Annotated in this window: 15 protein-coding genes; 13 read left to right on the forward strand and 2 right to left on the reverse strand. The window is 36.2% G+C overall.

Annotation, left to right across the window (positions count from 1 at the left end; all coding sequences use genetic code 11):
* Nucleotides 1–19 precede the first annotated feature (19 nt).
* The 13 genes from OLM57_RS03420 to OLM57_RS03480 all read left to right on the forward strand — a co-directional run bounded on the left by OLM57_RS03420 (nt 20) and on the right by OLM57_RS03480 (nt 21,403).
* The gene (locus OLM57_RS03420) at nt 20–1,579 is read left to right on the forward strand and encodes a RagB/SusD family nutrient uptake outer membrane protein (protein WP_264565839.1); all 1,560 of its coding nucleotides are present in this window, start codon (nt 20–22) and stop codon (nt 1,577–1,579) included.
* 136 nt (nt 1,580–1,715) lie between these two features.
* A complete protein-coding gene (locus OLM57_RS03425; protein ID WP_264565840.1) occupies nt 1,716–2,711 on the forward strand; it encodes an arabinan endo-1,5-alpha-L-arabinosidase in 996 nt (331 codons plus the stop codon).
* A 53-nt stretch (nt 2,712–2,764) separates the two neighbouring features.
* Nucleotides 2,765–4,312: an alpha-N-arabinofuranosidase gene (locus tag OLM57_RS03430; protein WP_264565841.1), complete on the forward strand. Its 1,548-nt coding sequence runs from the start codon at nt 2,765–2,767 to the stop codon at nt 4,310–4,312.
* Between the two features lie 11 nt (nt 4,313–4,323).
* Nucleotides 4,324–5,946 carry an arabinan endo-1,5-alpha-L-arabinosidase gene (locus tag OLM57_RS03435; protein ID WP_264565842.1) on the forward strand — a complete coding sequence of 541 codons (1,623 nt, stop codon included), beginning with the start codon at nt 4,324–4,326 and terminating at the stop codon, nt 5,944–5,946.
* Between the two features lie 72 nt (nt 5,947–6,018).
* Nucleotides 6,019–7,014: a glycoside hydrolase family 43 protein gene (locus OLM57_RS03440; protein WP_264565843.1), complete on the forward strand. Its 996-nt coding sequence runs from the start codon at nt 6,019–6,021 to the stop codon at nt 7,012–7,014.
* A gap of 107 nt (nt 7,015–7,121) precedes the next feature.
* Complete coding sequence (locus OLM57_RS03445) at nt 7,122–8,090, forward strand: arabinan endo-1,5-alpha-L-arabinosidase (protein ID WP_264565844.1); 969 nt, start codon at nt 7,122–7,124, stop codon at nt 8,088–8,090.
* A 77-nt stretch (nt 8,091–8,167) separates the two neighbouring features.
* A complete protein-coding gene (locus OLM57_RS03450; RefSeq protein ID WP_264565845.1) occupies nt 8,168–10,132 on the forward strand; it encodes a glycoside hydrolase family 127 protein in 1,965 nt (654 codons plus the stop codon).
* Nucleotides 10,133–10,250: 118 nt separating this feature from the next.
* Nucleotides 10,251–12,236 (forward strand): alpha-L-arabinofuranosidase C-terminal domain-containing protein, encoded by a 1,986-nt coding sequence (locus OLM57_RS03455; RefSeq protein WP_264565846.1) that lies wholly within the window; start codon nt 10,251–10,253, stop codon nt 12,234–12,236.
* 84 nt (nt 12,237–12,320) lie between these two features.
* Nucleotides 12,321–14,012 carry a ribulokinase gene (locus OLM57_RS03460; protein WP_264565847.1) on the forward strand — a complete coding sequence of 564 codons (1,692 nt, stop codon included), beginning with the start codon at nt 12,321–12,323 and terminating at the stop codon, nt 14,010–14,012.
* Nucleotides 13,996–14,697 carry an L-ribulose-5-phosphate 4-epimerase gene (locus OLM57_RS03465; RefSeq protein ID WP_264565848.1) on the forward strand — a complete coding sequence of 234 codons (702 nt, stop codon included), beginning with the start codon at nt 13,996–13,998 and terminating at the stop codon, nt 14,695–14,697. Before OLM57_RS03460 ends, OLM57_RS03465 begins: the two co-directional genes overlap by 17 nt.
* A 94-nt stretch (nt 14,698–14,791) precedes the next feature.
* Entirely contained in the window at nt 14,792–16,300 is a 1,509-nt protein-coding gene (gene araA / locus OLM57_RS03470) for an L-arabinose isomerase (RefSeq protein WP_264565849.1), read from the forward strand.
* 194 nt (nt 16,301–16,494) lie between these two features.
* The gene (locus OLM57_RS03475; RefSeq protein WP_264565850.1) at nt 16,495–17,682 is read left to right on the forward strand and encodes an aldose epimerase family protein; all 1,188 of its coding nucleotides are present in this window, start codon (nt 16,495–16,497) and stop codon (nt 17,680–17,682) included.
* Between the two features lie 442 nt (nt 17,683–18,124).
* The gene (locus OLM57_RS03480; RefSeq protein WP_264565851.1) at nt 18,125–21,403 is read left to right on the forward strand and encodes a T9SS type B sorting domain-containing protein; all 3,279 of its coding nucleotides are present in this window, start codon (nt 18,125–18,127) and stop codon (nt 21,401–21,403) included.
* Nucleotides 21,404–22,000: 597 nt separating this feature from the next.
* On the opposite strand, the gene OLM57_RS03485 is transcribed toward OLM57_RS03480, so the two are convergent.
* Nucleotides 22,001–22,183 (reverse strand): hypothetical protein, encoded by a 183-nt coding sequence (locus tag OLM57_RS03485; protein WP_264565852.1) that lies wholly within the window; start codon nt 22,181–22,183, stop codon nt 22,001–22,003.
* A 580-nt stretch (nt 22,184–22,763) separates the two neighbouring features.
* Nucleotides 22,764–25,235 carry a T9SS type A sorting domain-containing protein gene (locus OLM57_RS03490; protein WP_264565853.1) on the reverse strand — a complete coding sequence of 824 codons (2,472 nt, stop codon included), beginning with the start codon at nt 25,233–25,235 and terminating at the stop codon, nt 22,764–22,766.
* Between the last annotated feature and the right edge of the window lie 19 nt (nt 25,236–25,254).

A 25,254-nucleotide genomic window follows, 5' to 3' on the forward strand; every position in this document is an offset into this window, starting at 1 on the left:
TAATTAATAAAAACGAATCATGATGAAAAATAAAATATTTAAATCTCTGACTATATCCTTTTCTGTTTCACTACTATTAGCTGGTTGTGTAAGCGATGATGATTTAGTGCAAGCAAATCCAAATTTTGAAACATCGGTTTCCTTTTGGAAAACAGACCAAGATGCTGTCAATGGTATAAACGCTGTATATTCAAGTTTACTTACCGATGGAACCTATATGAGAAGTACTCCGCTATTATTGGATATAAAAGGCGATGACTCCAGAAGTAATAGCCCTTGGGATGCTATGTATAATGTTGGTCGTTTCAACTCAAGCCCTTCAAATGCAGCTATTTACGGATGGGCTTTTGAAACCTATTATCAGGGAATCAATAGAGCCAATCAAGTTTTAGAAAATGTACCAAACATTGCAATGACAGACTCGGAGCTTAAAACTAGAGTTCTTGGTCAGGCCTATTTCATGAGAGGATTGTATTTCTTCCATGCTGTAAATTTATTCAAAAATGTACCGTTGCCATTAAAAGTTGAACTTTATAGCCCGCAAAAAACGCAGGAAGAAGGCTGGGCTCAAGTAATATCTGATTTGAAAACGGCAGTAGATATGCTTCCCGTTTCGTATGCAAATTTGTCAGGAATTGATAAAGATCAAGTGGGTAGAGCTACAAAAGGAGCTGCATTAGGGTATTTAGGTAAAGCCTATTTGTTTACCAAAGATTTTACCAATGCCAAAATTACTTTCAAAAAATTAATTGATTTGGGTGTTTATTCATTAATGCCAAATTATGCAGATAATTTTACCACAGAATATGAAAATAATGCCGAATCAATTTTCGAAGTACAATTCGACAGAGAAGTTGGTGGAGTGGAGTTAGGATGGGGTGGAGCACCTTTATCTACTTGGGGAAAAACTTCTGCTAGAGCAATAACGTACGCACCAAGAGGATTTGGTTGGACAGATGTACAACCTACTTGGACCTTATTTGATGAATACCATCAAGAAATGACTGTGAACAGTACTGTAGATCCTCGTTTAAATGCAACAATGTTTTACAACACTCCAGGGATGACATTATACGGACAGGATTTTGCCACTTATTATGCTTCAAATCCTGGAAATTTAAATGATATCTACTGTGCAAAGTATGAAAATTCCAAAACAATGCCCAATGAATTTGATTGGCGTTCAGGAATTAACGAACGATTGATGCGATATTCAGATGTTTTGTTAATGTATGCTGAATGTTTAAATGAAACTGGAGACACTCAAGGAGCTTATCAGTACATACAAATGGTAAGAGATCGTGTTGGATTGCCAAACTTAAGTACTTCAAAACCAGGATTATCACAAGTAGGCATGAGAGATCAAATCGCCCACGAACGTTTCTTGGAATTTCCACTTGAAGGCCACCGTTTTGATGATATTCGCCGTTGGGGTTGGTTACAAGATCCTGCAAAATTGGCTTGGTTAAAAACAAGAGACGCTGAGTTTAATACATATACGAACGGTAGAGAATTCTTCCCAATTCCACAACTGGAAATGGACAATAATCCTGGAACAGTTCAGAATGAAGGTTATTAATATTTATTTGAGTTAGTTTAGTTATTAAAATCATGTGGCAACCCAAGAAAAAGGATGTCACGTGATTTTATAACTTAGAATAAAATCGTAAAAGGCGTTGAGTTTATCTAATAACAAACATTTAATTAAAAAAATTATGATTAAAAAAATAACCTCCCTTGTTCTATTTGCTTTTTTGCTTGGAAGCTGCCAAAAAGAGGATATTGATACTGCAACTATTGAGACAACACAAGCTTATCAAACTTCCAATTTAACAGCAAAAACAGTTGCCGGAAATGTGCCCTCCCATGATCCAAGTACCATTGTAAAAAGTGGTGTGAATTATTATGTTTTTACAACTGGAGACTATATTCCGATGACCTACTCAACAGATTTAATAAATTGGTCTTGGGGAACATTAGTTTTTAGTTCCTCTCCAAGTTGGATAACAGGCTACGTGTCTGGTTTTACCAAAACATTTTGGGCACCCGATGTAGCTTGGTTTAATAATCGATGGAATATGTATTATTCCTGTTCTACTTTTGGATCTGCAACCTCAGCAATAGGCTTGGTTACTGCTCCTTCCATTTCTCAAAGTGCAGGAACAAAATGGACAGATAGAGGAGTTGTTGTCTCTTCCTCTTCATCCTCAGATGTTAACGCTATTGACCCATCAATCTTAGTAGATGGAAGCAATATTTATATGGCCTATGGTTCTTTTCACGCAGGAATTGGTGTTATAAAAATTGACCCCACAACTGGTAAAACAACTGGAAGCAAAACAATTGTTGCCGGTGGCAGTAGTGCTAGTTGGGAAGCACCTTGCTTGATTAAAGAAGGCAGTTATTATTATATGTTTGCCAATCGTGGAGCGTGTTGCCAAGGTGTAAACAGCACTTATTATATTGTCGTAGGTCGTTCTACAAGTCCTTTTGGTCCATTTGTGGATAAAAGCGGTGTTTCCTTGACAGGCGGTGGAGGCACAACCGTATTAAAAACAACTGGAAATTATATTGGTCCAGGACATATCTCCAGAATTGTAGGAACGCAAAAAGGGTCTGTACACTATTATGATGGTGCCGACAGCGGGAATCCTAAACTGGAAATCGTTAATTTTACATGGTCAGGAGGCTGGCCAACTATTGCATATTAAAAAATAATATTTAGGAGGATGTAATAATGTCCCTCTTTATCAATTAAAACAACATGAAAAAAGTCTTATTCCTTTCATTTATAATTGCTTTTTGCAGTCAAACCAGTTTTGCACAAAAAGAAACCACAGTACTTACCATAAAGAATACTGCAAACGCTCCAATTATTAACAAAAACATATATGGTCACTTTGCAGAGCATTTAGGAAGGTGCATCTATGGCGGTTTTTTTGTGGGTGATACTTCTAAAATACCAAATACAGCAGGCGTTCGTAACGATATTATTGATGCCCTTAAAAAATTAAAAATACCAAATTTACGTTGGCCAGGCGGATGTTTTGCCGACACCTACCACTGGAAAGACGGCATTGGTCCCAAAGAAAACCGACCTACAATTGTAAACCAATGGTGGGGAGGAACTACCGAAGACAATAGTTTTGGTACTCACGATTTCCTGAATTTATGCGAAACTTTGGGTGCTGACCCTTATCTTTCTGGAAACGTAGGTAGCGGAACCGTACAAGAACTGGCAGATTGGGTACAATATACCAACTTTGGCGGAAAAAGCCCAATGAGTGATTTGCGTAGAAAGAATGGAAGAACAGAACCTTGGAAAGTTAAATTCTGGGGAATTGGAAATGAAGCATGGGGTTGTGGAGGAAATATGACCGCAGATTATTATGTGAATGAATATAGAAAATACGCTACATTCATGTCTGATTGGGGAAATACTGGTGGTATAACCCGTATTGCTTCCGGATCAAATAGTGCCGATTATAATTGGACTGAAACTTTAATGAAAGATATTCCCCTAAACATGTTGGGAGGAGTTGGGGTACATCATTATGCCGTAATCGATTGGGCAAAAAAAGGAGATGCTGTGGATTACACCGAATTTGAATATTTCCAAACGATGAAATCAGCTTTAAAAATGGAGGAATTAGTTACCAAACACTCCGCCATTATGGATAAATATGATCCTGAAAAAAAAGTGGCAATGATTGTAGACGAATGGGGAGCTTGGTATGAAGTCGAAAAAGGAACAAATCCTGGATTCTTGTACCAACAAAACACTATGAGAGATGCCGTTTTGGCTGGAGCAACACTTAATATTTTCAATAATCACGCTGATCGTGTTCGAATGGCCAACTTGGCACAATGTGTTAATGTTTTACAGGCGGTTATCCTTACCGATAAGGCCAAAATGATTTTGACACCCACTTACTATGTAATGCAATTGTACAGCGTGCACCAAGACGCTCAACAATTACCTATTTCCATAAAATCACCGCTTTACTCGTATAATGGCGAAACACTTCCTGCTTTATCCGCTTCGGCTTCTAAGGACAAAAAAGGATTGGTTCATATTTCATTGGTAAATATCGATTCCAAAAAAGAAAACAATGTAGAGATTGACCTTACTGAAATTGGAATCAAATCGGTTTCTGGTCTGATTATTGGTTCATCAAAATTACAGGATTACAATTCATTTGACAATCCAACAAAAATACAACCCATTGCTTTCAAAGGTTTTGAAATTAAAAAAGGAAAATTAACTGTTACAGTTCCTCCTTTTTCTGTTATAATACTTGAAAGCAAATAAAAATGTTCGTTATGAAAAAATCAAATTCCATTATAAGAATGGCATGCTATTTTGCATTTATTCTTATTACAGCTTTGTCATTAGGTGGTTGTTCTAAAGGAGATGATCCTTCACCAGATCCAACTCCAACGCCGACTCCAACACCAACCCCAACGCCTGTTGCTTTTCCCGGACCTACTTATGCTGATAACTATTCCTCAATTTCCTCGTGGGGCAGCAATGCAAAATGGAATTTGGCCAACGTACACGATCCATCGGTAGCCAAGTGCGGTGAGTATTATTATATGTACCAAACCGATGCTTCTTATGGAAATGCAACCGATGGTCATGGACATTTTTTCTACAGACGTTCCAAAGACCTTATAACTTGGGAATTTATGGGCTCTTCAATGACCACGGCACCAGCTTGGGTAAAAGATTCTTTGAATAACAAAAGAGCCCGAATGAATCCGGCATTGCCAGCCATTACCAGTCCAAATTATGGCTATTGGGCTCCTTGCGTACGAAAAGTGGGTAACAAATACCGCATGTATTACAGCATTGTAGTCGATAATCCTATAATTGCAAGTAATTTTGATAACTCTTGGAGTGAAAGAGCCTTTATTGGCTTGGCCGAAACCGATGATTTAGCCTCCAATGTTTGGACAGACAAAGGAATGGTGGTTTGTTCAGAACCTGATGGTGTAAAACCGTATTCGTTTACAGGCACAAGAAACTGGGACGATGCTTATTTCAAATTTAACGCCATCGACCCGAGTTTTATTGAAACTCCTACAGGAGACCAATACCTAATCTACGGTTCCTGGCATTCTGGTATTGCAGCTTTAAAACTAAATCCAGCTACCGGAAAACCAGATCAATTAAAAACCTTGAGCGATTATGGAACCCGCATTGCCACCCGCAATAATACCACACGCTGGCAAGCTTCCGAAGGCCCCGAGATTATCTACAATGATGTTACAGGTTATTATTATTTGTTTTTAGCGTATGATGGTCTGGATGTTCCTTACAACACCAGAGTTTGTCGTTCCAAAAATATTATGGGACCTTATCTTGGAATAAACGGTGCCGACGTGACCAATGGTTCCGATTGTTGGCCAATGCTGACACACCCTTATGGTTTCAATAATCACACAGGTTGGGTTGGAATCTCGCATTGTGCTGTTTTTCAAAATCCAGACACTAAGCAATGGTATTATTCCTCACAGGCACGCTTGCCAAAAGATGTACCGGGAATTGCCGTTTCCAACGCCATAATGATGGGACATGTTCGCGAAATCCAATGGACTGAGGATGGATGGCCAGTAGTTGCTCCCGAGCGCTATGCTGGTGTACCCGCAACCACCATTACAGAATCTTCATTTATCGGTTCATGGGAACAAATCACTATGAATTACCAATATGCCACCATTCAAAAATCGGCTACTATATACTTAACCGCCGACAAAAAAGTAAGTGGTGGCGTTTCAGGAACTTGGTCGTATGACAGCACCAACAAAACATTGACCGTCAATGGCATAAAATGCAAAGTAAGCGATGCCTGGGATTGGGAAAGTGCAACGCGCAAAGTAACCTTAACTTATTCTGGACTTACAGGAGCAGGTTTACCAGTTTGGGGCAAGAAAATAAATTAGTCTTTTAGACAATCAAAACCCTTTTTTAAATTTTAAAAAAGGGTTTTTTGATTATTAACAAATGTAAAGAAAATGAAAAACACCATCATAACCTTTTCCTTTTTGGCACTTATTTCTTCTGCCAAAATAATAGCTCAGGATATTGTTTCGGCTTCCGCCAAAGACAAAAAACCGGATCCAACGACCCTAATCAACAACCCAATTATCAAAGATAAATACACAGGAGATCCAGCGGCTTTGGTGTACAAGGACAAAGTATACCTTTATGCCGGTCATGATGAAGCTCCGAATGATTTCAATTTTTATAAAATGAACGAATGGCTGGTGTATTCTACTTCAGATATGGTGCATTGGCAAGAACATCCGGTTCCGCTGAAAGTAACTGACTTTGCTTGGGCAACTTCTGATGCTTGGGCATCACAAGTAATAGAGCGCAACGGAAAATTCTATTGGTACGTTACCGTTTCCCATGGTTCCATTAACGGAAAAGCGATTGGCGTGGGAATTTCAGACAGTCCAACAGGGCCTTTCAAGGATGCATTGGGAAAAGCGCTGGTGACCAATGACATGACCACTCAAACCAAAATCGACTGGGATGATATCGACCCAACTGTCTTTATTGACAATTACGGTCAAGCGTATCTTTTCTGGGGAAATAGCGTTTGCCATTATGCCAAATTAAAAGCCAACATGACCGAACTCGATGGCCCAATCCAAACCATTTCTTTACCCAATTATACCGAAGCGCCTTGGATTCACAAACACAACAATTGGTATTACTTATCATATGCCTATCAATTTCCGGAGAAAATTGCCTACGCGATGAGTAAATCCATTAATGGACCATGGGAATTCAAAGGCATTCTGAACGAACTCGCCGGGAATTCCAACACCAATCACCAAGCGATAATCGATTTCAAAGGAAAGTCATATTTCATATACCACAATGGCGCAACTCAACCCAATGGTGGAAGTTTTAGAAGATCGGTTTGTGTAGATCGTTTGTACTACAACAAAGACGGAACGATGAAACGCGTGATTATGACAACGGAGGGGATAACAGATTAAAGAGAAAGCAGATTGGAGAAGGCAGATTGCAGTCGCAAAATGTTACATCTAACAAATACATTATCCTTATATTTTCTTAAATAACTGATATGTTTAAAAACCGAATTATGAAACTACATAAACTATTTTCCATCTTACTTGTTTTAATTGGCACCTCATCATTTGCTCAAGACATTACCGTTCATGATCCAGTAATGATCAAGCAAAAAGATACCTACTATTTATATTGCACCGGAAAAGGTATCAGCGCTTTCAGTTCGAAAGATTTAAAAAACTGGAATCCAGAACCCCAAATATTCAAAGAAAAACCTCTTTGGGTGGATGCAGTCGTTCCCAATTTCGACAATCACATTTGGGCACCGGACATTTCTTTTCACAACAACACTTATTATTTGTATTATTCGGTTTCCGCTTTCGCAAAAAACACTTCGGCGATTGGAGTGACGACCAACACCACTTTGGATCCAAAAGACCCAGCCTACAAATGGGTCGATCAGGGAATTGTCATTCAATCCATTCCCAACCGTGATCTTTGGAACGCCATCGATCCCAATTTGACTTTCGACGAAAACAATACGCCTTGGCTGGCTTTCGGTTCTTTTTGGGAAGGTTTGAAAATGGTGAAACTGAATCCAGATTTAAAATCAATCGCACAACCGCAAGAATGGCGAACTATTGCCAAACGCAAAAGAACATTTGAACTAGCTGATTCCGATCCCGGCGATGGTGCGCTCGAAGCTCCTTTTGTATTTAAGAAAAACGATTATTATTACTTGTTCCTTTCGTGGGATTTGTGTTGTCGAGGCGAAAAAAGCACGTATAAAGTTGTGGTAGGAAGATCCAAAACCATAACAGGACCTTACGTTGACAAAGACGGAAAATTACTAACCGAAGGTGGAGGAACTTTGTTAATTCAGGGAGATAAAAATTGGTACGGAGCTGGACACAACAGCACCTATACTTTTGATGGTAAAGATTATATCATATACCACGCTTATGACGCCAAACAAAATGGAAGACCGTTATTACAAATAAAACAATTGCAATGGGATGCTGATTTATGGCCAACGCTGTAAAAAAATTTAATTTATTTTAAAAATGTATATTACACACTTATTTTATTTATCTTGCAACTCGTTAATAAAAAACGTTGATGAAAATATTTAATTTAAAAAGCCACACATTAATTCTGATAGCTTCATTTTCGCTTTCAAGCACAATGAATGCTCAGAATAGTGCAAATAAAACCGCTGGATATCCAATTTCTGCAGTTAACATTCAAAATGTAAAACTAACGGATAACTTTTGGTTACCTATTATCAAAAGAGTTCAGGAAAAAACCATCGAATATGCCATTCATAAATGTGAGGAAGAAGGTCGTTTGGATAATTTCCTGATTGCAGGCGGAAAGATGAAAGGCGAAGTGAAAGGGCAAATGCCTTTTGACGACACCGATATATACAAAATTATAGAAGGCGCTTCGAATACCCTGATAAGTGAGCCCAACCCAAAACTAGAAAAATTATTGGATTCCCTTATAGGCATTATCAAAGTGGGTCAGGAAAAAGACGGTTATTTGACCACTTGGCGAACCATCAATCCAGCCAAACCACCAGCACCGTGGGTTCCCGTTATAGAGGGAAAACGTTGGGAATCCTTGCAAATAAGCCATGAATTGTACAACTCAGGCCATATGATAGAAGCGGCAGTAGTGCATTATGAAGCAACAGGAAAAAGAAACTTTTTGGATATTGCCATCAAAAACGCCAATCTATTAGTTCTAACTTTTGGAGATAATCCGGAGCAAGTTCATGGTGTTCCTGGCCATCAAATTGTCGAAACGGGTTTGGTGAATCTCTATCGAATAACCAATAATAAAGCCTATTTGCAATTGGCCAAATATTTTCTAGACAACCGCGGAAATCCAAAAAACCATAAACTATACGGTGCTTATGCACAAGATGACATTCCGGTTATCCAACAAAAAGAAGCAGTGGGTCATGCCGTAAGAGCCGTTTATATGTATTCTGGAATGACAGATATTGCCGCAATATACAACGACAAAAATTATCTCGATGCCGTAAACGCTCTATGGACCAATATGGTCAACAAAAAAATGTACATCACTGGTGGCATTGGTGCTGTACATGATGGTGAAGCCTTTGGAGCAAACTATGAATTACCCAACCTAACGGCTTACAACGAAACTTGTGCCGCCATTGGCGATGTCTATTGGAACCACAGACTGCACAATATGACTGGAAATTCTGGTTATTTTGATGTAATTGAACGCTCTTTATACAACGGATTAATATCTGGAATTTCATTAGACGGAAAACAATTTTTTTATCCAAATGCACTAGAATCCGATGGTATTTACAAAAACAACAGAGGTTCTTGCACCCGCCAATCGTGGTTTGACTGTTCCTGTTGCCCAACAAACTTGATTCGTTTTATCCCTTCAATTCCGGGATTGATTTATTCTACAAGCAAAAATGTTCTTTATGTGAATTTATATGCTTCGAATACTGCAAAAATTTCTTTGGACAAAACAGAATTGGAAGTTTCTCAACAAACCAATTATCCTTGGGATGGCAAAGTTGTTTTGACAGTTTCTCCAAAAAAAGAAAGCGAATTCACTATCAAGTTAAGGATTCCAGGCTGGGCCAAAAATCAAGTCTTGCCCGGAGATTTATACAGTTATGCAACTCCCGCTTCCGCAAAAGTTACGCTGACGATAAACGGAAAACCTTTCGATTACAAAGAAGATAACGGATACATCACCATCAGCCGAAACTGGAAAAAAGGTGACATCATAAACCTGAATTTTCCAATGGAAGTAAAAGAAGTGGTAACCAATACAAAAGTGGAAGGCAACATCGGGAAAGTAGCTTTGGAATATGGACCGATTGTGTATGCTATCGAAGAAATTGACAATCCAGCCAACTTTGATAAAATCACCATCAATGCCAATGACACTTTCAAAGTAACTAAAGAAGATAATCTTTTAGAAGGAGTAAATACCATCCAAACGTCACAACTAAAAGCCATTCCTTATTACTCCTGGTCGAACAGAGGCGTTGGAAAAATGAAAGTTTGGATAGAATTGAAAAAATAAAAGAGATGATAGACTGAGAGATAATAGAATATAGACACTGTAATAGCACAATTATTAAAGTTTAAAACTCAATGCAACAACTTGAAACTTTTAAACTTTAAACTTTAAACAAAAAAATATGAAATCAAATTTAATCACCAAAATAACCCTTTGCGGTCTATTATTAAACGGCATTTACGCCAATGCACAAAAGACGACTCTGGAAGTAAACACCAGTAAAACCATTACCAAAATTCAGCCAACAATGTATGGAATCTTTTTTGAAGATATCAACTTTGCTGCCGATGGGGGTTTGTACGCCGAAATGGTAAAAAACCGCTCATTTGAATTTGATGACCCTTTAATGGGGTGGAATCAGCCAAAAAGCGACAAACATAATTTTAATACCGAATCTGGAATTGCTGTTCCTGTTCAATTTTCAAAAAAAGGGAACAATCATAATTATTGCCGAATTACGGTAAAAGATGCTAAAGGCTATGAAATCATCAATGAAGGTTTCAGAGGAATGGGAATTAAAAGCGGAGCAAAATACAATTTGACTCTAAAAGCATCCAAAGAAGCAGGAAATATTTCCAAAATAATTATTCAATTCATTGGAAAAGATAATAAAGTTTTAAGCGAAACGAGCATTGTTCCTACTGCTTCAGATTGGAAAGAATATACCGCTCAGCTTACTCCAACAGCTACAGAAGCAAAAGCAAAATTGCGTTTTACTTTTGAAGGAACAGGAACTATTGATTTGGATATGATTTCATTATTCCCGAAAGACACTTGGAACAATAGAAAAAATGGTCTTCGCAAAGATTTAGTACAATTACTATATGATATGAAACCTGGCTTTTTACGTTTTCCAGGTGGCTGTATTGTTGAGGGAAGAACTTTGGCACAACGTTACCAATGGAAAAAAACAGTTGGAGAAGTTGATAATAGAGAAAGCTTAGTTAACCGCTGGAATACAGAGTTTGCACACAAACCAACACCCGATTATTTTCAGTCTTTTGGTTTAGGATTTTTTGAATATTTTCAATTATCAGAAGATATCGGAGCTAGTCCATTACCAATTTTAAGTTGTGGAATGGCTTGTCAGTTCAATACAGGCGAAATGGTTCCTATGGATCAATTGGATCCTTATGTGCAGGATGCGATTGACTTAATTGAATTTGCCAACGGAAGCGTAGATACTCCGTGGGGAAAAGTTCGTTCGGATATGGGTCACCCAAAACCGTTCAATTTGAAATTTATTGGAGTAGGAAACGAACAATGGGGAACAGATTATATCGAGCGTTATAAAGTGTTTGAAAAAGCAATCAAAGCAAAACATCCAGAAATTACAATTGTTTCAGGAAGCGGACCATTTCCAGAAGGAGATTATTTTGAGTATGCACAATCGGAACTTAAAAAATTGAATGCCGAAATCATAGATGAACATTATTATAAAGAACCAAAATGGTTTAGAGAAAACGCAACTCGTTACGACAATTATGACCGTAAAGGGCCAAAAATTTTCGCAGGTGAATATGCCGCACAATCGGTAGCCATTGCAAGTCCAGATAACAAAAACAGTTGGGAATGTGCTTTTTCTGAAGCCGCTTTTATGACCGGAATGGAACGCAACGCTGAAGTAGTTCATCTTACTTCGTATGCTCCTTTATTTGCTCACGAAGAAGGTTGGCAATGGACACCGGATATGATTTGGTTTAATAATTTAGAGTCCTTTGGAACACCAAATTATTATGTGCAAAAATTATTCGCTAACAATAAAGGAACTGATTTATTATCCATCACCAAAGATGGAAAAGCAGTTACTGGTCAAAACGATTTGTTTGCATCGGCAGTGAAAGATGTAAATACTAAAGAAGTAATTGTAAAACTGGTTAATACTTCAGCAAAAGCGCAGGACATTACAGTTGATTTAAAAGGAAGCAAACTCCAATCAAAAGGAACCGTTATTACGCTTACAAGCCCAAATACTAATGACGAAAACTCATTTGCTTCGCCTAAGAAAATCAGCCCGAAAGAAAACGAATATATCTTGAAAAGTGAGAAAGCCCAATTGAGTGTTCCAGCCTATTCTGTAACTGTTTTGAAGTTGAAAATGAAATAGTTTCAACATAAAATAAATTAAGTGTTTTTTATACACTTATTAAATAATTATATATATATTTGTACTTATATAAAAAGATTTGTGATGAAAAATTATGTGATAGGATTAGATTATGGCTCAGATTCTGTTCGTGCAGTATTGATAGACACTGAAAATGGACAGGAATTAGCGTCAAGCGTTTGTGATTACAAGCGATGGGCAACTAAAGAATATTGTAATGCCTCAATAAACCAGTTTCGTCAACATCCTTTGGATCACATCGAAGGATTGGAAACTACCATAAAATATGTAGTTGAAAATAGTAAAGTAGATCCTTCGCTTATACGAAGCATTTGTATCGACACTACAGGATCTTCACCAGTTCCGGTTGCCGAAGATGGAACTCCATTGGCACTGACCAAAGGTTTCGAAAACAATCCAAATGCCATGATGGTCTTATGGAAAGATCACACCGCCATAAACGAAGCAAACGAAATCAATGAATTGGCAGCCAACTGGGGCGGAGAAAATTTTACTAAATATGAAGGGGGAATCTATTCATCGGAATGGTTTTGGGCCAAAATCCTTCACGTTGCCAGACAGGACGAAGCCGTAAAAAAAGCTGCTCATACTTGGATGGAACACTGCGACTTAATGACGTATTTGTTGATTGACAATAAAGATTTGAAATCATTCAAAAGAAGTCGTTGCGCCGCGGGACATAAAGCGATGTGGCACGAAGACTGGAATGGTTTACCACCAGAAGAATTTTTAGGACAATTAGATCCATATCTAGCTACACTTCGAGGAAAATTATATAATGAAACTTATACATCTGATTTAGTTGCAGGTAATTTAAGTCAAGAATGGGCAACTCGATTGGGACTTTCAACCAATACAGTTATTGCAGTAGGAACTTTTGATGCACATTCAGGTGCGGTGGGAGCCAAAATTGACGAGCATACTTTGGTACGCGTAATGGGAACCTCAACTTGTGATATTATTGTGGATACCAAAGAATCTATCGGAACAAAAACGGTTCGCGGAATCTGCGGACAAGTTGACGGATCGGTAATTCCAGGATTCATTGGTCTGGAAGCGGGACAATCTGCTTTTGGAGATTTATTGGCTTGGTACAAAGAATTATTGTTATGGCCAACAGATAATTTATTAGCCTCTTCTACTCTATTGAATGAAGAACAAAAAGCACATTTGAAAGCGGAAATCAGCGACAATCTAATCAAACAATTAACTGCTGAAGCTGAAAAAATTCCGTTATCAGAAAGTATACCAGTTGCCTTAGACTGGATTAACGGGCGACGAACTCCAGACGCCAATCAAGAACTAAAAAGCGCCATCGCAAACTTATCTTTAGGAACAAAAGCACCGCATGTATTCAAATCATTGGTAAATGCGATTTGTTTTGGATCTAAAAAAATTGTAGATCGTTTTGAAGAAGAAGGTGTTCGAATTGATACCGTGATTGGTATTGGTGGTGTGGCTCGTAAATCACCATTTATCATGCAAACTTTGGCCAATGTATTGAACAAACCAATCAAAGTAGCTTTATCAGATCAGGCCCCTGCATTGGGAGCTGCTATTTATGCAGCAGTCGCAGCCGGGATTTATCCAAACGTAATTGAAGCGGCTCAAAAAATGGGAAGTCCCTTTGAAAGCGAATATAATCCACAGCTTGACAAAGTAGCCGCCTATAACAAGTTGCTTTTGGCATATGATCAATTAAGTGCTTATGCAGATCCATCCATCAAAAAACAACAACATGAGCTCTATATATAAAGATTTAAAGCAAGAATGCTACGAAGCGAATATGCAGTTGAATGCATTGAATTTGGTAGTCTACACTTTTGGAAATGTGAGTGCCGTTGACCGAAAAAATGGTGTTTTTGCCATTAAACCAAGCGGTATTCCTTACGAAGACCTAAAACCGGAAGATATTGTTATTGTTGATTTTGACAATAACATCATTGAAGGAAGTATGCGCCCTTCTTCGGACACCAAAACACACGCATATCTATACAAAAACTGGCCAAACATTGGTGGTGTCGCACATACTCATGCGACCTATTCAGTAGCTTGGGCACAATCACAAAGAGACATTCCGATTTTTGGAACCACCCATGCCGATCACCTAACCTCCGATATCCCCTGCGCTGCCCCAATGAATGACAGCTTAATCGAAGGAAATTACGAGCATAATACGGGTATCCAAATTTTGGATTGTTTTAAAGAAAAAAACCTTTCCTACGAAGAAGTCGAAATGATTCTGATAGGAAACCACGGGCCTTTTGCTTGGGGAAAAAATGCTGCTAAAGCAGTTTACAACAGTAAAGTACTGGAAGTTGTAGCAGAGATGGCGTACCTGACTTTGCAAATAAATCCTAATGCACCTAGATTGAAGGATTCTTTGATCAAAAAACATTACGAACGCAAGCACGGAAAAGATTCGTATTACGGACAGTAATTTTAGTTTAAGGTTTCTTTGGTTTAAAGTTGTTTAAACTAAAACGAACCTTTAAACAATTTTAAACTTTAAACAATTTTAAAAAAATAGTATAATGATAGATATATCTCAAAAAGAAATTTGGTTTGTAGTAGGAAGCCAAGAATTATACGGTGAAGAAACATTAAGAAAAGTAGCCGAGCATTCTCAAATAATAGCAGAAGGATTGGATGCATCCTCAAAATTACCAGTGAAATTGGTATACAAAGATGTAGTAAAATCGCCTGCTCAAATCATGAATGTATGTTTGGAAGCGAATTCCAACAAAAACTGTATTGGTATCGTAGCTTGGATGCACACTTTTTCACCAGCCAAAATGTGGATTCGTGGTTTAAGCATTTTGAATAAACCATTATGTCACTTACATACACAATTCAACGCCGAAATTCCTTGGGCTTCAATCGACATGGACTTCATGAACTTGAACCAATCGGCTCATGGCGACAGAGAATTTGGTTTTATCATGTCCAGAATGCGCAAAAAACGCAAAGTGATTGTAGGACACTGGGAAGACGAACGCGTTCAAACCAAAATAGGAAACTGGACAAGAGTGGCGCTAGGCTGGAATGAACTTCAAAACCTAAAAGTAGCCCGTATTGGTGACAATATGCGTGAAGTTGCTGTTACCGAAGGAGATAAAGTAGAAGCTCAAATTCGTTTTGGAGTTTCTGTCAATGGATATGATTCTTCGGATGTGACCAAACATATCGAGAAAGTAACCGACAAACAATTGAACGATTTATTGGCTGTTTATGAAGCTTCTTATAATTTGACTCCATCATTGAAAGAAGGCGGAGCGCAAAGACAATCATTGGCAGATGCTGCAAAAATTGAATTGGGACTGAGAGCTTTCTTGGAAGAAGGGGCTTTTGGAGCATTTACCGATACTTTTGAAAATTTAGGCGCCTGGAAACAACTACCTGGAATAGCAACCCAACGTTTGATGGCCGATGGTTATGGTTTTGGTGGAGAAGGAGATTGGAAAACAGCTGCAATGGTTAGAGCCTTGAAAGTAATGAATGTGGGACTTGAAGGAGGAACTTCGTTCATGGAAGATTATACATATCACTTTACTCCTCAAAAATCATACGTTTTGGGATCGCACATGCTGGAAATTTGTCCATCTATCGCTGATGGAAAACCAAATTGCGAAGTACATCCATTAGGAATTGGTGGAAAAGAAGATCCAGCTCGTTTGGTGTTTAATTCACCTGCCGGTGATGCAATCAACGTATCTTTGGTAGATATGGGAACCCGTTTCAGATTAATTGTAAACGAAGTAACAGCAGTAAAACCAATGGCTGAATTGCCTAAACTTCCGGTAGCGCGTGTATTGTGGGATTGCAAACCAAACCTTGATATTGCAGCTACGGCTTGGATTCTTGCCGGTGGTGCACATCATACCGTTTACAGCCAAGCAGTAACTACTGAATTTATGGAAGATTTTGCAGATATTGCAGGTATTGAATTGTTGGTAATCGATGCAGATACGACCATCCGTAATTTCAAAGATACAATCAATGCAAATGAAGCGTATTTTCATTTGTTTCAACATGGTTTGTAATAACTAAAAAATATGTAGGTTAGCACTGCTCGCGTGAGTGATGGCAGTGGAGCTCTTTTTTATTAATTGCACCGCCTTTAAAGGTGGTGCAATTAATAAAAAAAGCGGGAACGTACAGCACGACCCGACCTTTTTCGGGAGGGACACGCCCAAAAGAATAATAGCATTGTTTATAGAATTAAAAAACCAAACCTATGAATCTAGTAAAACGTTGTATTTATGGAATTTCCATTTTAAGTTTAGCAAGTATGAATGTACAGTGTAAAGGAGAGAAAAAAGCAGATGCGGGAGAAACTGCTCTGGAAGCTAAAGCTACCGATTCGGTATCTATAGCAAAAACGGTTTATGGTAAAACAGACAAAGGGGTGCAAATAGACCGCTACACACTTAAAAACCATAAAGGAATGAAAGTAAACATCATTACTTATGGTGGTATTATTTCTTCCCTGAAAGTGCCCAACAAAGCGGGTAAATCCGAAGAGGTGGTGATTGGTTTTAATTCATTGGATCAATACATGAAGCCCAATCCGTATTTTGGAGCCCTTATCGGAAGGTATGGCAACCGAATTGCAAAAGGTGAATTTTCATTGGACGGAAAAGAATATTCATTGGCGATCAACAACGCACCAAACGCTTTGCATGGAGGACCGGAAGGTTTTCACAGAGTCGTTTGGACTGCAGAGGAAGCCAAAGGCGGAGACACTGCTTCACTCAAATTGAAGTATGTAGCCAAAGACATGGAAGAAGGCTATCCTGGAAACTTGACAGTTTATGTAACCTACACTTTGAACCAAGACAACGCATTGGATGTTTTGTATGAAGCGACTACCGACAAGAAAACGGTAGTGAACTTGACTCAACATTCGTATTTCAATCTGTCATCTGATTTCTCTAAAAATATTTTGGATCACGAAATCACGATTGATGCTGACAAATTGGTTCCTGTAGCTGCCACTTTGATTCCAACTGGGCAATTGACGGATGTAACCAATACGCCTTTTGATTTTAGAAAATCAAAAGCTATTGGAAAAGACATTGAGGCCAAAGACGAACAGTTGAAAAATGGATTGGGGTATGACCACTGTTGGGTATTGAACAATCAAGGTAAGGGAGAACGTTTTGCGGCCTCGGCCTATGATGCAACTAGTGGAAGACTATTGGAAGTATACACTGACCAACCTGGAATCCAATTCTATTCTGGTAACTTCCTTGACGGGACTTTACCGATGAGAAATGGCGGAACTTATGCGCATAGAACTGGTTTTTGCTTGGAAACACAACATTATCCAGATTCACCAAATCAAAAAGATTTCCCTACGACTGTTTTGAGTCCAGGAGAAAATTATAAAACGAAAACGACTTTTAAATTTTCAGTTAAGTAAAAGCTAAATAGTTTTAGATTTCTGATCCTATTTTATACTTTTACAAAACATAAGCCTTTTCAATGCTGGGTTTGTGTAACAATTTGTAGCAAAGAATAATACCACTATAATTGTCTTAGTGAAGTAAATGTTTGATTATGTTGTCACGATTACTAAAACAATTTAGAATACTAGTTATCATATAATTTGGTTATTTGTTGAATATCTAGTTTAGAAACTAACCACTGTTAGTTTTGTAAATTCCTCGGGAGATTATACTTCCGAGGTTTTTTTGTTTATAAAGTAAGATTTATACAGTTTCATTCTTATATTTGTTTTCTAAAGCTTGCTTTTAGTAGCACACATAATTTGGAGAATAACAATTTATTTTTATTAATTATTACTGTCCAAATCTTATTATACTGCGGAGCATTAATATAACCATTGTTGAAAATAAATAAGAATGATAATAACTCAAAAAAATGAATTTAAAAAAGCAGTTTTACTTCTTATTTTTCTCTCTTTTCAATATATAAATGCCCAAATAACGCTAACCAATAATATTGGAACAACACTTGTTAAGACTGATATGCTTCCTTGTGAAGGAAATGAAAGTTGGTCCAGAGTTTTTAATCTCTCCGATTATGGTATAAAACCAAATGAACAATTTATTATTAAATCGGCACAAATTGGAATTAGTAAATCAGATACTGGTTCAAACTTATATATTCGGGTCTATAGTATAGACGACTCAAAATTTCCTAACTATGATTATTCTCTTTATCCAGAAACTGTTCTTGGATCCCGTGGGATGGCTCAAACACCACTTGTTACTGGTACACCCCAAATTTTAAAAGTTGATTTTGATGAACCCATAATTGTTCCTGCTGGTGTAAGAAGAATTTTGGTATCAATAGAAAAACAAGAAGATTTCTATAATCCAGATTCTGCAGAATTGCTTGTTGCAGGAACAGCCCAGGATAAAGGTGAATCCTGGTATGTTGGTTGTGAGACCCACTATGATATAATTTCTACAAAAGATTTACCAATCCCCGTTCCAAATGCAAATTTTTATATAAATGTAACTGGCGAGGTTTTTGATTCGAAAAGTTCAGGTTCAATAACGAGATTGACACATAATACATGTGATGATGTAATAAAGACGGGGATATATTCCTGTACTTCTAGTTATATTTATTGGGCAAGAGCCTTTAATTTAAAAGATTTTGGAATATCAAATAAAGAAGAATTCCTAATTAATTCTGGCCAGGTTGGAATTAGTAATACTGGTTCTTCACACTCAGAAGTTAGTTTTAATATCTATAAAATAGACAGCAATTTTCCTGCTTCTTTTTCCGAAACAGACTTAATTGGAAGTAGCCAAATCCAAAGCCTGCCAAACAGTATAAGTCAACCTCAAGTTATACAAGTAGATTTTAAAACACCAATAGTAATTCCTGCTGGAGTTGAAAAAATTCTGGTGGAAGTTTTAAAAGGAGTTGGCTGGGGAGATGGTGTAGCTTTTATATCTGGTTCAGCTCAGGATAATGATGTGTCATGGCAGAGAGGCTGTACTTCCTTGTCTGGAGCTGGGGATAAATATGTTTCTACTGCAGATTTTGGATATCCAAATGCAAATTTCTACATCAACGTAACCGGAAATGTAAAAAATGTTTCGAATCATTTCGAAATGAATTTTTCAAATATCTGTTCTGAATTTTTAAAAGAATTTAGTGTCGATGATCAGTCAAAAGTTGGTTCAATTGCATGGGATTTTGGGGACCCTGCTTCGGGAATAAATAATACATCTACAGATTTATCTCCTTTTCACGATTTTTCAGTAGATGGAAAATATACTGTTACAGCCATAGTTACAGGTAAAGATGGAAGTGTTGAAACGTTGACCGAAAAAATCGATGCAAAAGAACCCCCAAAAGCATACGGGATTAATAATATTTATGCATGCGAAAGTGTATCTGGCACAGGTATTTCAACATCTTTTGATGTTTCAACGATTACGCAACAGGTTATAGGAGGTCAAACCGATAAAGACGTTATTTTTATAGATGGAAAGGGAAACAAATATACTTCATTACCAAATCCTTTTACCAACACTATTAAAGATAGAGAAACAATAACGGTAAGAGTAAGTCATAAAGATAACCTTTGTTGCTATTCTGAAACTAGCTTTGATTTAATTGTAAACCCATTACCAAACTTACTGGCTGTTTCTGATTTGATTGTCTGTGATAACGATAAAGATGGTTTTGGACAATTTAATTTAAAGCCAATAGAAACGTTGATTGTAGGAGCTATATCAGATATAAAAGTCGAATTTTATCATCAAAACGGACATAAAATAACGGCTCCATTAAATGCAATTACTAATTTAATTACCAAGGAGGAAATAATAAAAGTAAAAGCCATAAATACAAATACAAATTGTGACAACGAAGCAACTTTTAAATTAATAGTAAATACGCCACCAACCGCAAACCCTTTACAAGAGCTTCTGGGCTGTGATGATAATAATGATGGAATTTCAGAATATTTTGACACTTCGAATATTGAATCTATTGTTTTAGGAAACCAAACAGGAATGAAAGTTTCCTATTTTAATGCCAGTGGAAATGAATTAACAAGCCCCTTGCCTAATCCTTACAGAAATACTACTAAGAATAAAGAAACAATCACTGTTAGAGTGACAAATAGTTTGACTAATTGTTATGCAGAATCACCATTAGTTTTAAAAACAACTTCGCAACCAAAAATTAACAAGCCTACCAATAAGTATGCTTGCGACGAAGGCAATGGTTTTGCGAGTTTCGATATGTCTAATTTAAAAACCGAAATTATAGGGAATCAACCTGGTCTAAAAATAAGCTATTTTGACAGTAATCGAAATGAATTACCAAGTCCCTTACCCCCTTTATTTAAAAATACGCAATCAAAATTACAAACAATAAATGTAAAGGTAGAAAGCGAAATAAATAGTCTTTGTAATTCTGAAACAAGTTTCGACCTAATAATAAATGACTTACCTAGTGTAAAGATTGAGAAAACTTATTTTTTATGTAATTTGGAACCTTCATTAAATGTAAGTGTTGATAATAATTTAGATTATTATAGTTGGAAATTTCAAGAAAGCGATGTTATTTCTAATACTAATGAAGCGAATCTAGTAAATGCAGGAAAGTACACACTTGTAGTTGGAAAAATTCAAAACAACATTTATTGTGAAAATAATTATGAATTTGAATTAATACGATCTGTTCTTCCAACTATAAAAGAAGTAAAATACAAAGAATTGTCAGACAACAATTTTATTGAAATTATTTCAACATCTCAGGGAAATCTCGAATATTCTATAGATGGTGTAAATTATCAGGAAAGCAATTATTTTCCTAACATTCTGGGAGGAACTTATACAGCATATATAAGAGATAAAGAAGGATGCGGCGAAGATTTAAAAGAAGTTACTCTTATTGATTATCCAAAATTTTTCACCCCAAATAATGATGGGCATAATGATATTTGGCAAATAAAAAGTTTAAATAAATTTCCAAATTCTAAAATCTCAATATATGACAGATATGGTAAATTGTTGACTGAACTGTCTGAGAATGATTTTGGATGGGATGGTTTTTGCAATGGAAAAGAAATGCCTTCAGATGATTATTGGTTTAAAGCTAACCTTAACAATAAGATTGTTTTTTCAGGACATTTTGCATTAAAAAGGTAAAATTAAAAATACTCTAATGTCATAAAATGGCTTTATTAGCATAAAAACTCAAAGTCTGGAGACTTTGTGCAGCAGGGTAAAGCAATTTTTAAATCACAATATGAGAAATAATTTTATCACCTTTTATTCCTCTAATGCTACTAATTAATTACAATTTGATGAAATTAAAAAAAAAGCTATTGAGGCTAAATTCATAAATATCCCAACAACAATGTACGTATGTGTTGTTTCTGCTATAATGTAATCAAAAATAAAATTAACCTTATTCCATGTCCAACTTAGAGGAATCAAACATATTGCGATTATTCCTTGGATTTTAAGCGATTTATTAAACATTCCGATTAAGCCAACAATAGAAAATCTTTTAAAGAATTCGCTTTTGTATATATTCCACAAAATGGGAATTAAAAACATTAATGTTACAAGAATAGTTACTATTTCGATGTTTCCTACAATCATTTTTTAATTTAGATTTCTTTTGACTTTGATTATATGACGCACAACTCGTTTTATAACTCTAACAAAATCATACAAAGCCGCCCCTATTCGGGTAGACTGATCTGATCTATTTTATACTTTCTCATAAATATACCATTTTTACAGTGTCACACCGTTTTTTGCTCTAATCACCTGTAGCAAAATTTGTTTCTCGGCTTCGAGCAGTTTTATTTTTTCTTTCAGGGCCTCAATTTCGTTGGCTGCCGTGACATCTATGGGCGCATCGGTCGTATAGCTTTTGGGCAACTGCACCGCTATGTCCATCAAAAAATTGTACTCCAAACCCTCTGATAGTTTTAGTAAAGTGTCTACCCGTAAAGTCTTCGCTTTCTGATACTTAATGATTTACTGATAGTCAATACCTGTTTTTCGTGCCAACACACTTTTGTAAATGCGTTTACGGTTGTAGTAATTGGTGAGCAAGTCGCCTATGTGTACGTGTACCATCGTTTCTAAATTTAGAATTTTTGAAAAAAATATAAAATTATTTATACATAAAATACAATCGAATTATCCAAATCATATAATTAAATTCTATAAAAAGTATAACTAAATTGTGTAAAAAATATAATTAAATTCTACAAAAAGTATAATTAAATTATACATAACACATAGTAGTATAGCTAGCGCTTTAAAGAGTAAATAAGTTGGCGGATAGGCTCTTCAATCCCGAAAGCTTATAAGAATAGCTTTTTGTTTTTTAGCATTTTTCAGTCCGTAAAATAAAACTGCACGGCAATTAGGTAATCATCAACCGATCGTCTGCTCCAAAATCAAAAAATTTAATACTTCTTCACCATAAAAAAGACCTGAAAATTATAACTGAATTTTCAGGCCTTTTAGATATGATTAATGTTAACGCTTACTTTTTAATTATTTTTTTAGTTGTAACTCCCAAATCAGAAAAAAGTTTAATGAAATAAACTCCTGAAGCAAATGAAGACATATCAACGTCTATGTTATCTTTACTTTGCACTTTAGAAGAATATAGTTCTGTTCCATTCACTGAATAAACAGCCACTTTGGTTGGTACAATTGAATTTGAAAAAGACAAATTTACTTTTTCCTTTACCGGAACCGGATAGAATAAAACATTTGAAGTTGATTTTTCTGGTGTTGGATTAACAGACAATGACCCAGATTTTGCTCCAAGATTCACTTTTACAATAACAGATGATAAACCATTAACTCCACTGTTTACAGTACCGATTGCAAATATGTAATTATTAGCATCAGGCACTAATTTTGCTTTACGGGAAGTAGTATGACTTACTACAGGCGCTTCTAAAGGAATTAAATCATTTACAACATCGATTGCAGTTGGCATCTCAAAATCGTTCTTAACAGTTCCGTCAAGGTTTATTGCAGTCACACTTGGACCAACAACCGAAACCTCACTAACGTAAATAACAGAATCCAACTCCTCTATTTTACTGTAATTATGGTAGGTAATTCCACCAAGATTACCTATTGGGGATACATTTATATTATCATTAAATTTAACATCCATTTCTCCGTCTTTTGACAGTTTGACTATCTGATTAGGAACGGAAATTCCGTTAAAATTCAGAAAACCACCCGCAACTATAATCTCACCCGAATCCAAAACTTTTATTTTTTCAAATAGCGAATCTGGTCCTTGTCCAATATTAAAATTGCTGTCGATCGAAGTATCTAAATTAAATCGAATTAGTTTAGGAACGTACCCTGAACTAAAACTATTTAAAAGATATCCACAAATAATTTGATTATTTTGCATTTCAAATTTAATGCCGGTAGCCCAAAAATTCGGATCTGAATTTATCGGAAAAATGGCTTCTTGTATTCCTTCTTCATTCAATATATACAAACCCCACTGATCTGTAATTAAAATTTTACCGTTATCTAGGACTTTAAACTGTTCTATCCTTAATAATTGAGAATCTTTTTTAAAATCAAAATCTTTTAAAATATTTCCAGTATTATCCAGTTTCAAAAATTTATCTTTTGTACTAACAAAAATGGTGGTGTTATCTATAATTTGAAACTGTCTAATTTCGCCAAGATATTTTGGAAAAACAAATGTTTCATCAACCGTGCCGTTTTCGTCCAATAAACCAATACCAAAAGTTTCAACGTCGTTAATCTTCATAAAGTCCCCTTTAACGACTAGTTTTCCATCAAAATAACCACCCGTTTCAAAACTTCCAGACTTACTCGGTTGCAATTCAGACGAGTCAATTGTATTTCCGTCTAAATCAGATATCGACAGGCCATATCTATTTCCAACCTGCCCAGAATTAGTGTAAAAAATTTTGTCATCGATAAAATTTAGAGCAAAATCATCCATTCCAAATTCATCTAATTTAACACGATTAAACCTTTCGTCTAATGCCCCATCAGCATTAAGTCTGATTAAATATGGTCTACTGACAATTCCATCGTTTATTTCGGCATCTAAGTAAATAAAAGAATCTTTTATAACCACGGAAGAATTAGCATAACTATAATATTGGGAAGAAAAACTATCATCTATTGATCCGTCTAAATTTAGCCTTGCCATATTATATGATTGTACATTGTCTACAATACTTAAGAAATTCCCGCTAACTATTAATTTACCATCATCTAGAGGTGTCATTGAAAATCCATGGCCATTAGCTCCAACTCCAACGTCAAAAGAAGCGTCAATTATTCCATCAGGATTCAATTTTACAATACTGTTTTTTGTTATTCCATCCACTAATGAGAATAAACCACTTGCATATATTGAACTTCCAAAAACTTTTACATCGGTTACTTCTTTATCAAAAAAAATATCATTCTTAAAAGTTTCATCAATACTAAAATCACTATTGTATCTGCGTAAATAACCGTTGTCAACAGCCCAAGTACCGCCAGAAACTAGAATTTTATCATCATTTTGTATACCTATTGAGGTGATATCTACTAATCCTGTAATTTCAGTTTTAATTTCGCCTTCTGTACTAAGTTGAAAAATGATTCCTTTTTCATTATTAAAGTTATACGGATTATCAACATGAGCTAGAACAACTATATCACCATTACTCTGCAATTGAACCTTTTTAATTTTTAAATTGTCTGGATCATTGAATAAAAATGTTTCGTCAAGTGAATAATCGGCATTTAAACGAATAAGGTTATTTACTTTTTTATCTTTATAAAATGCAATATCTCCACCGAGCAAAATTTTACCATCGGGAAGTTTTCTTATAACAGAAATTTTTGCGGCTTTATAAGGTATCGGTTTAATAAAAGTTTCATCTATAGTTTGAGCATAAGATGAGAAAAATCCAAAAATAGCAAGTAATAATAATGAGTAAAGTTTCTTCATTCGAAGCATTTCAAAGGTT

Source organism: Flavobacterium sp. N3904 (assembly GCF_025947305.1).
Lineage (GTDB): Bacteria > Bacteroidota > Bacteroidia > Flavobacteriales > Flavobacteriaceae > Flavobacterium.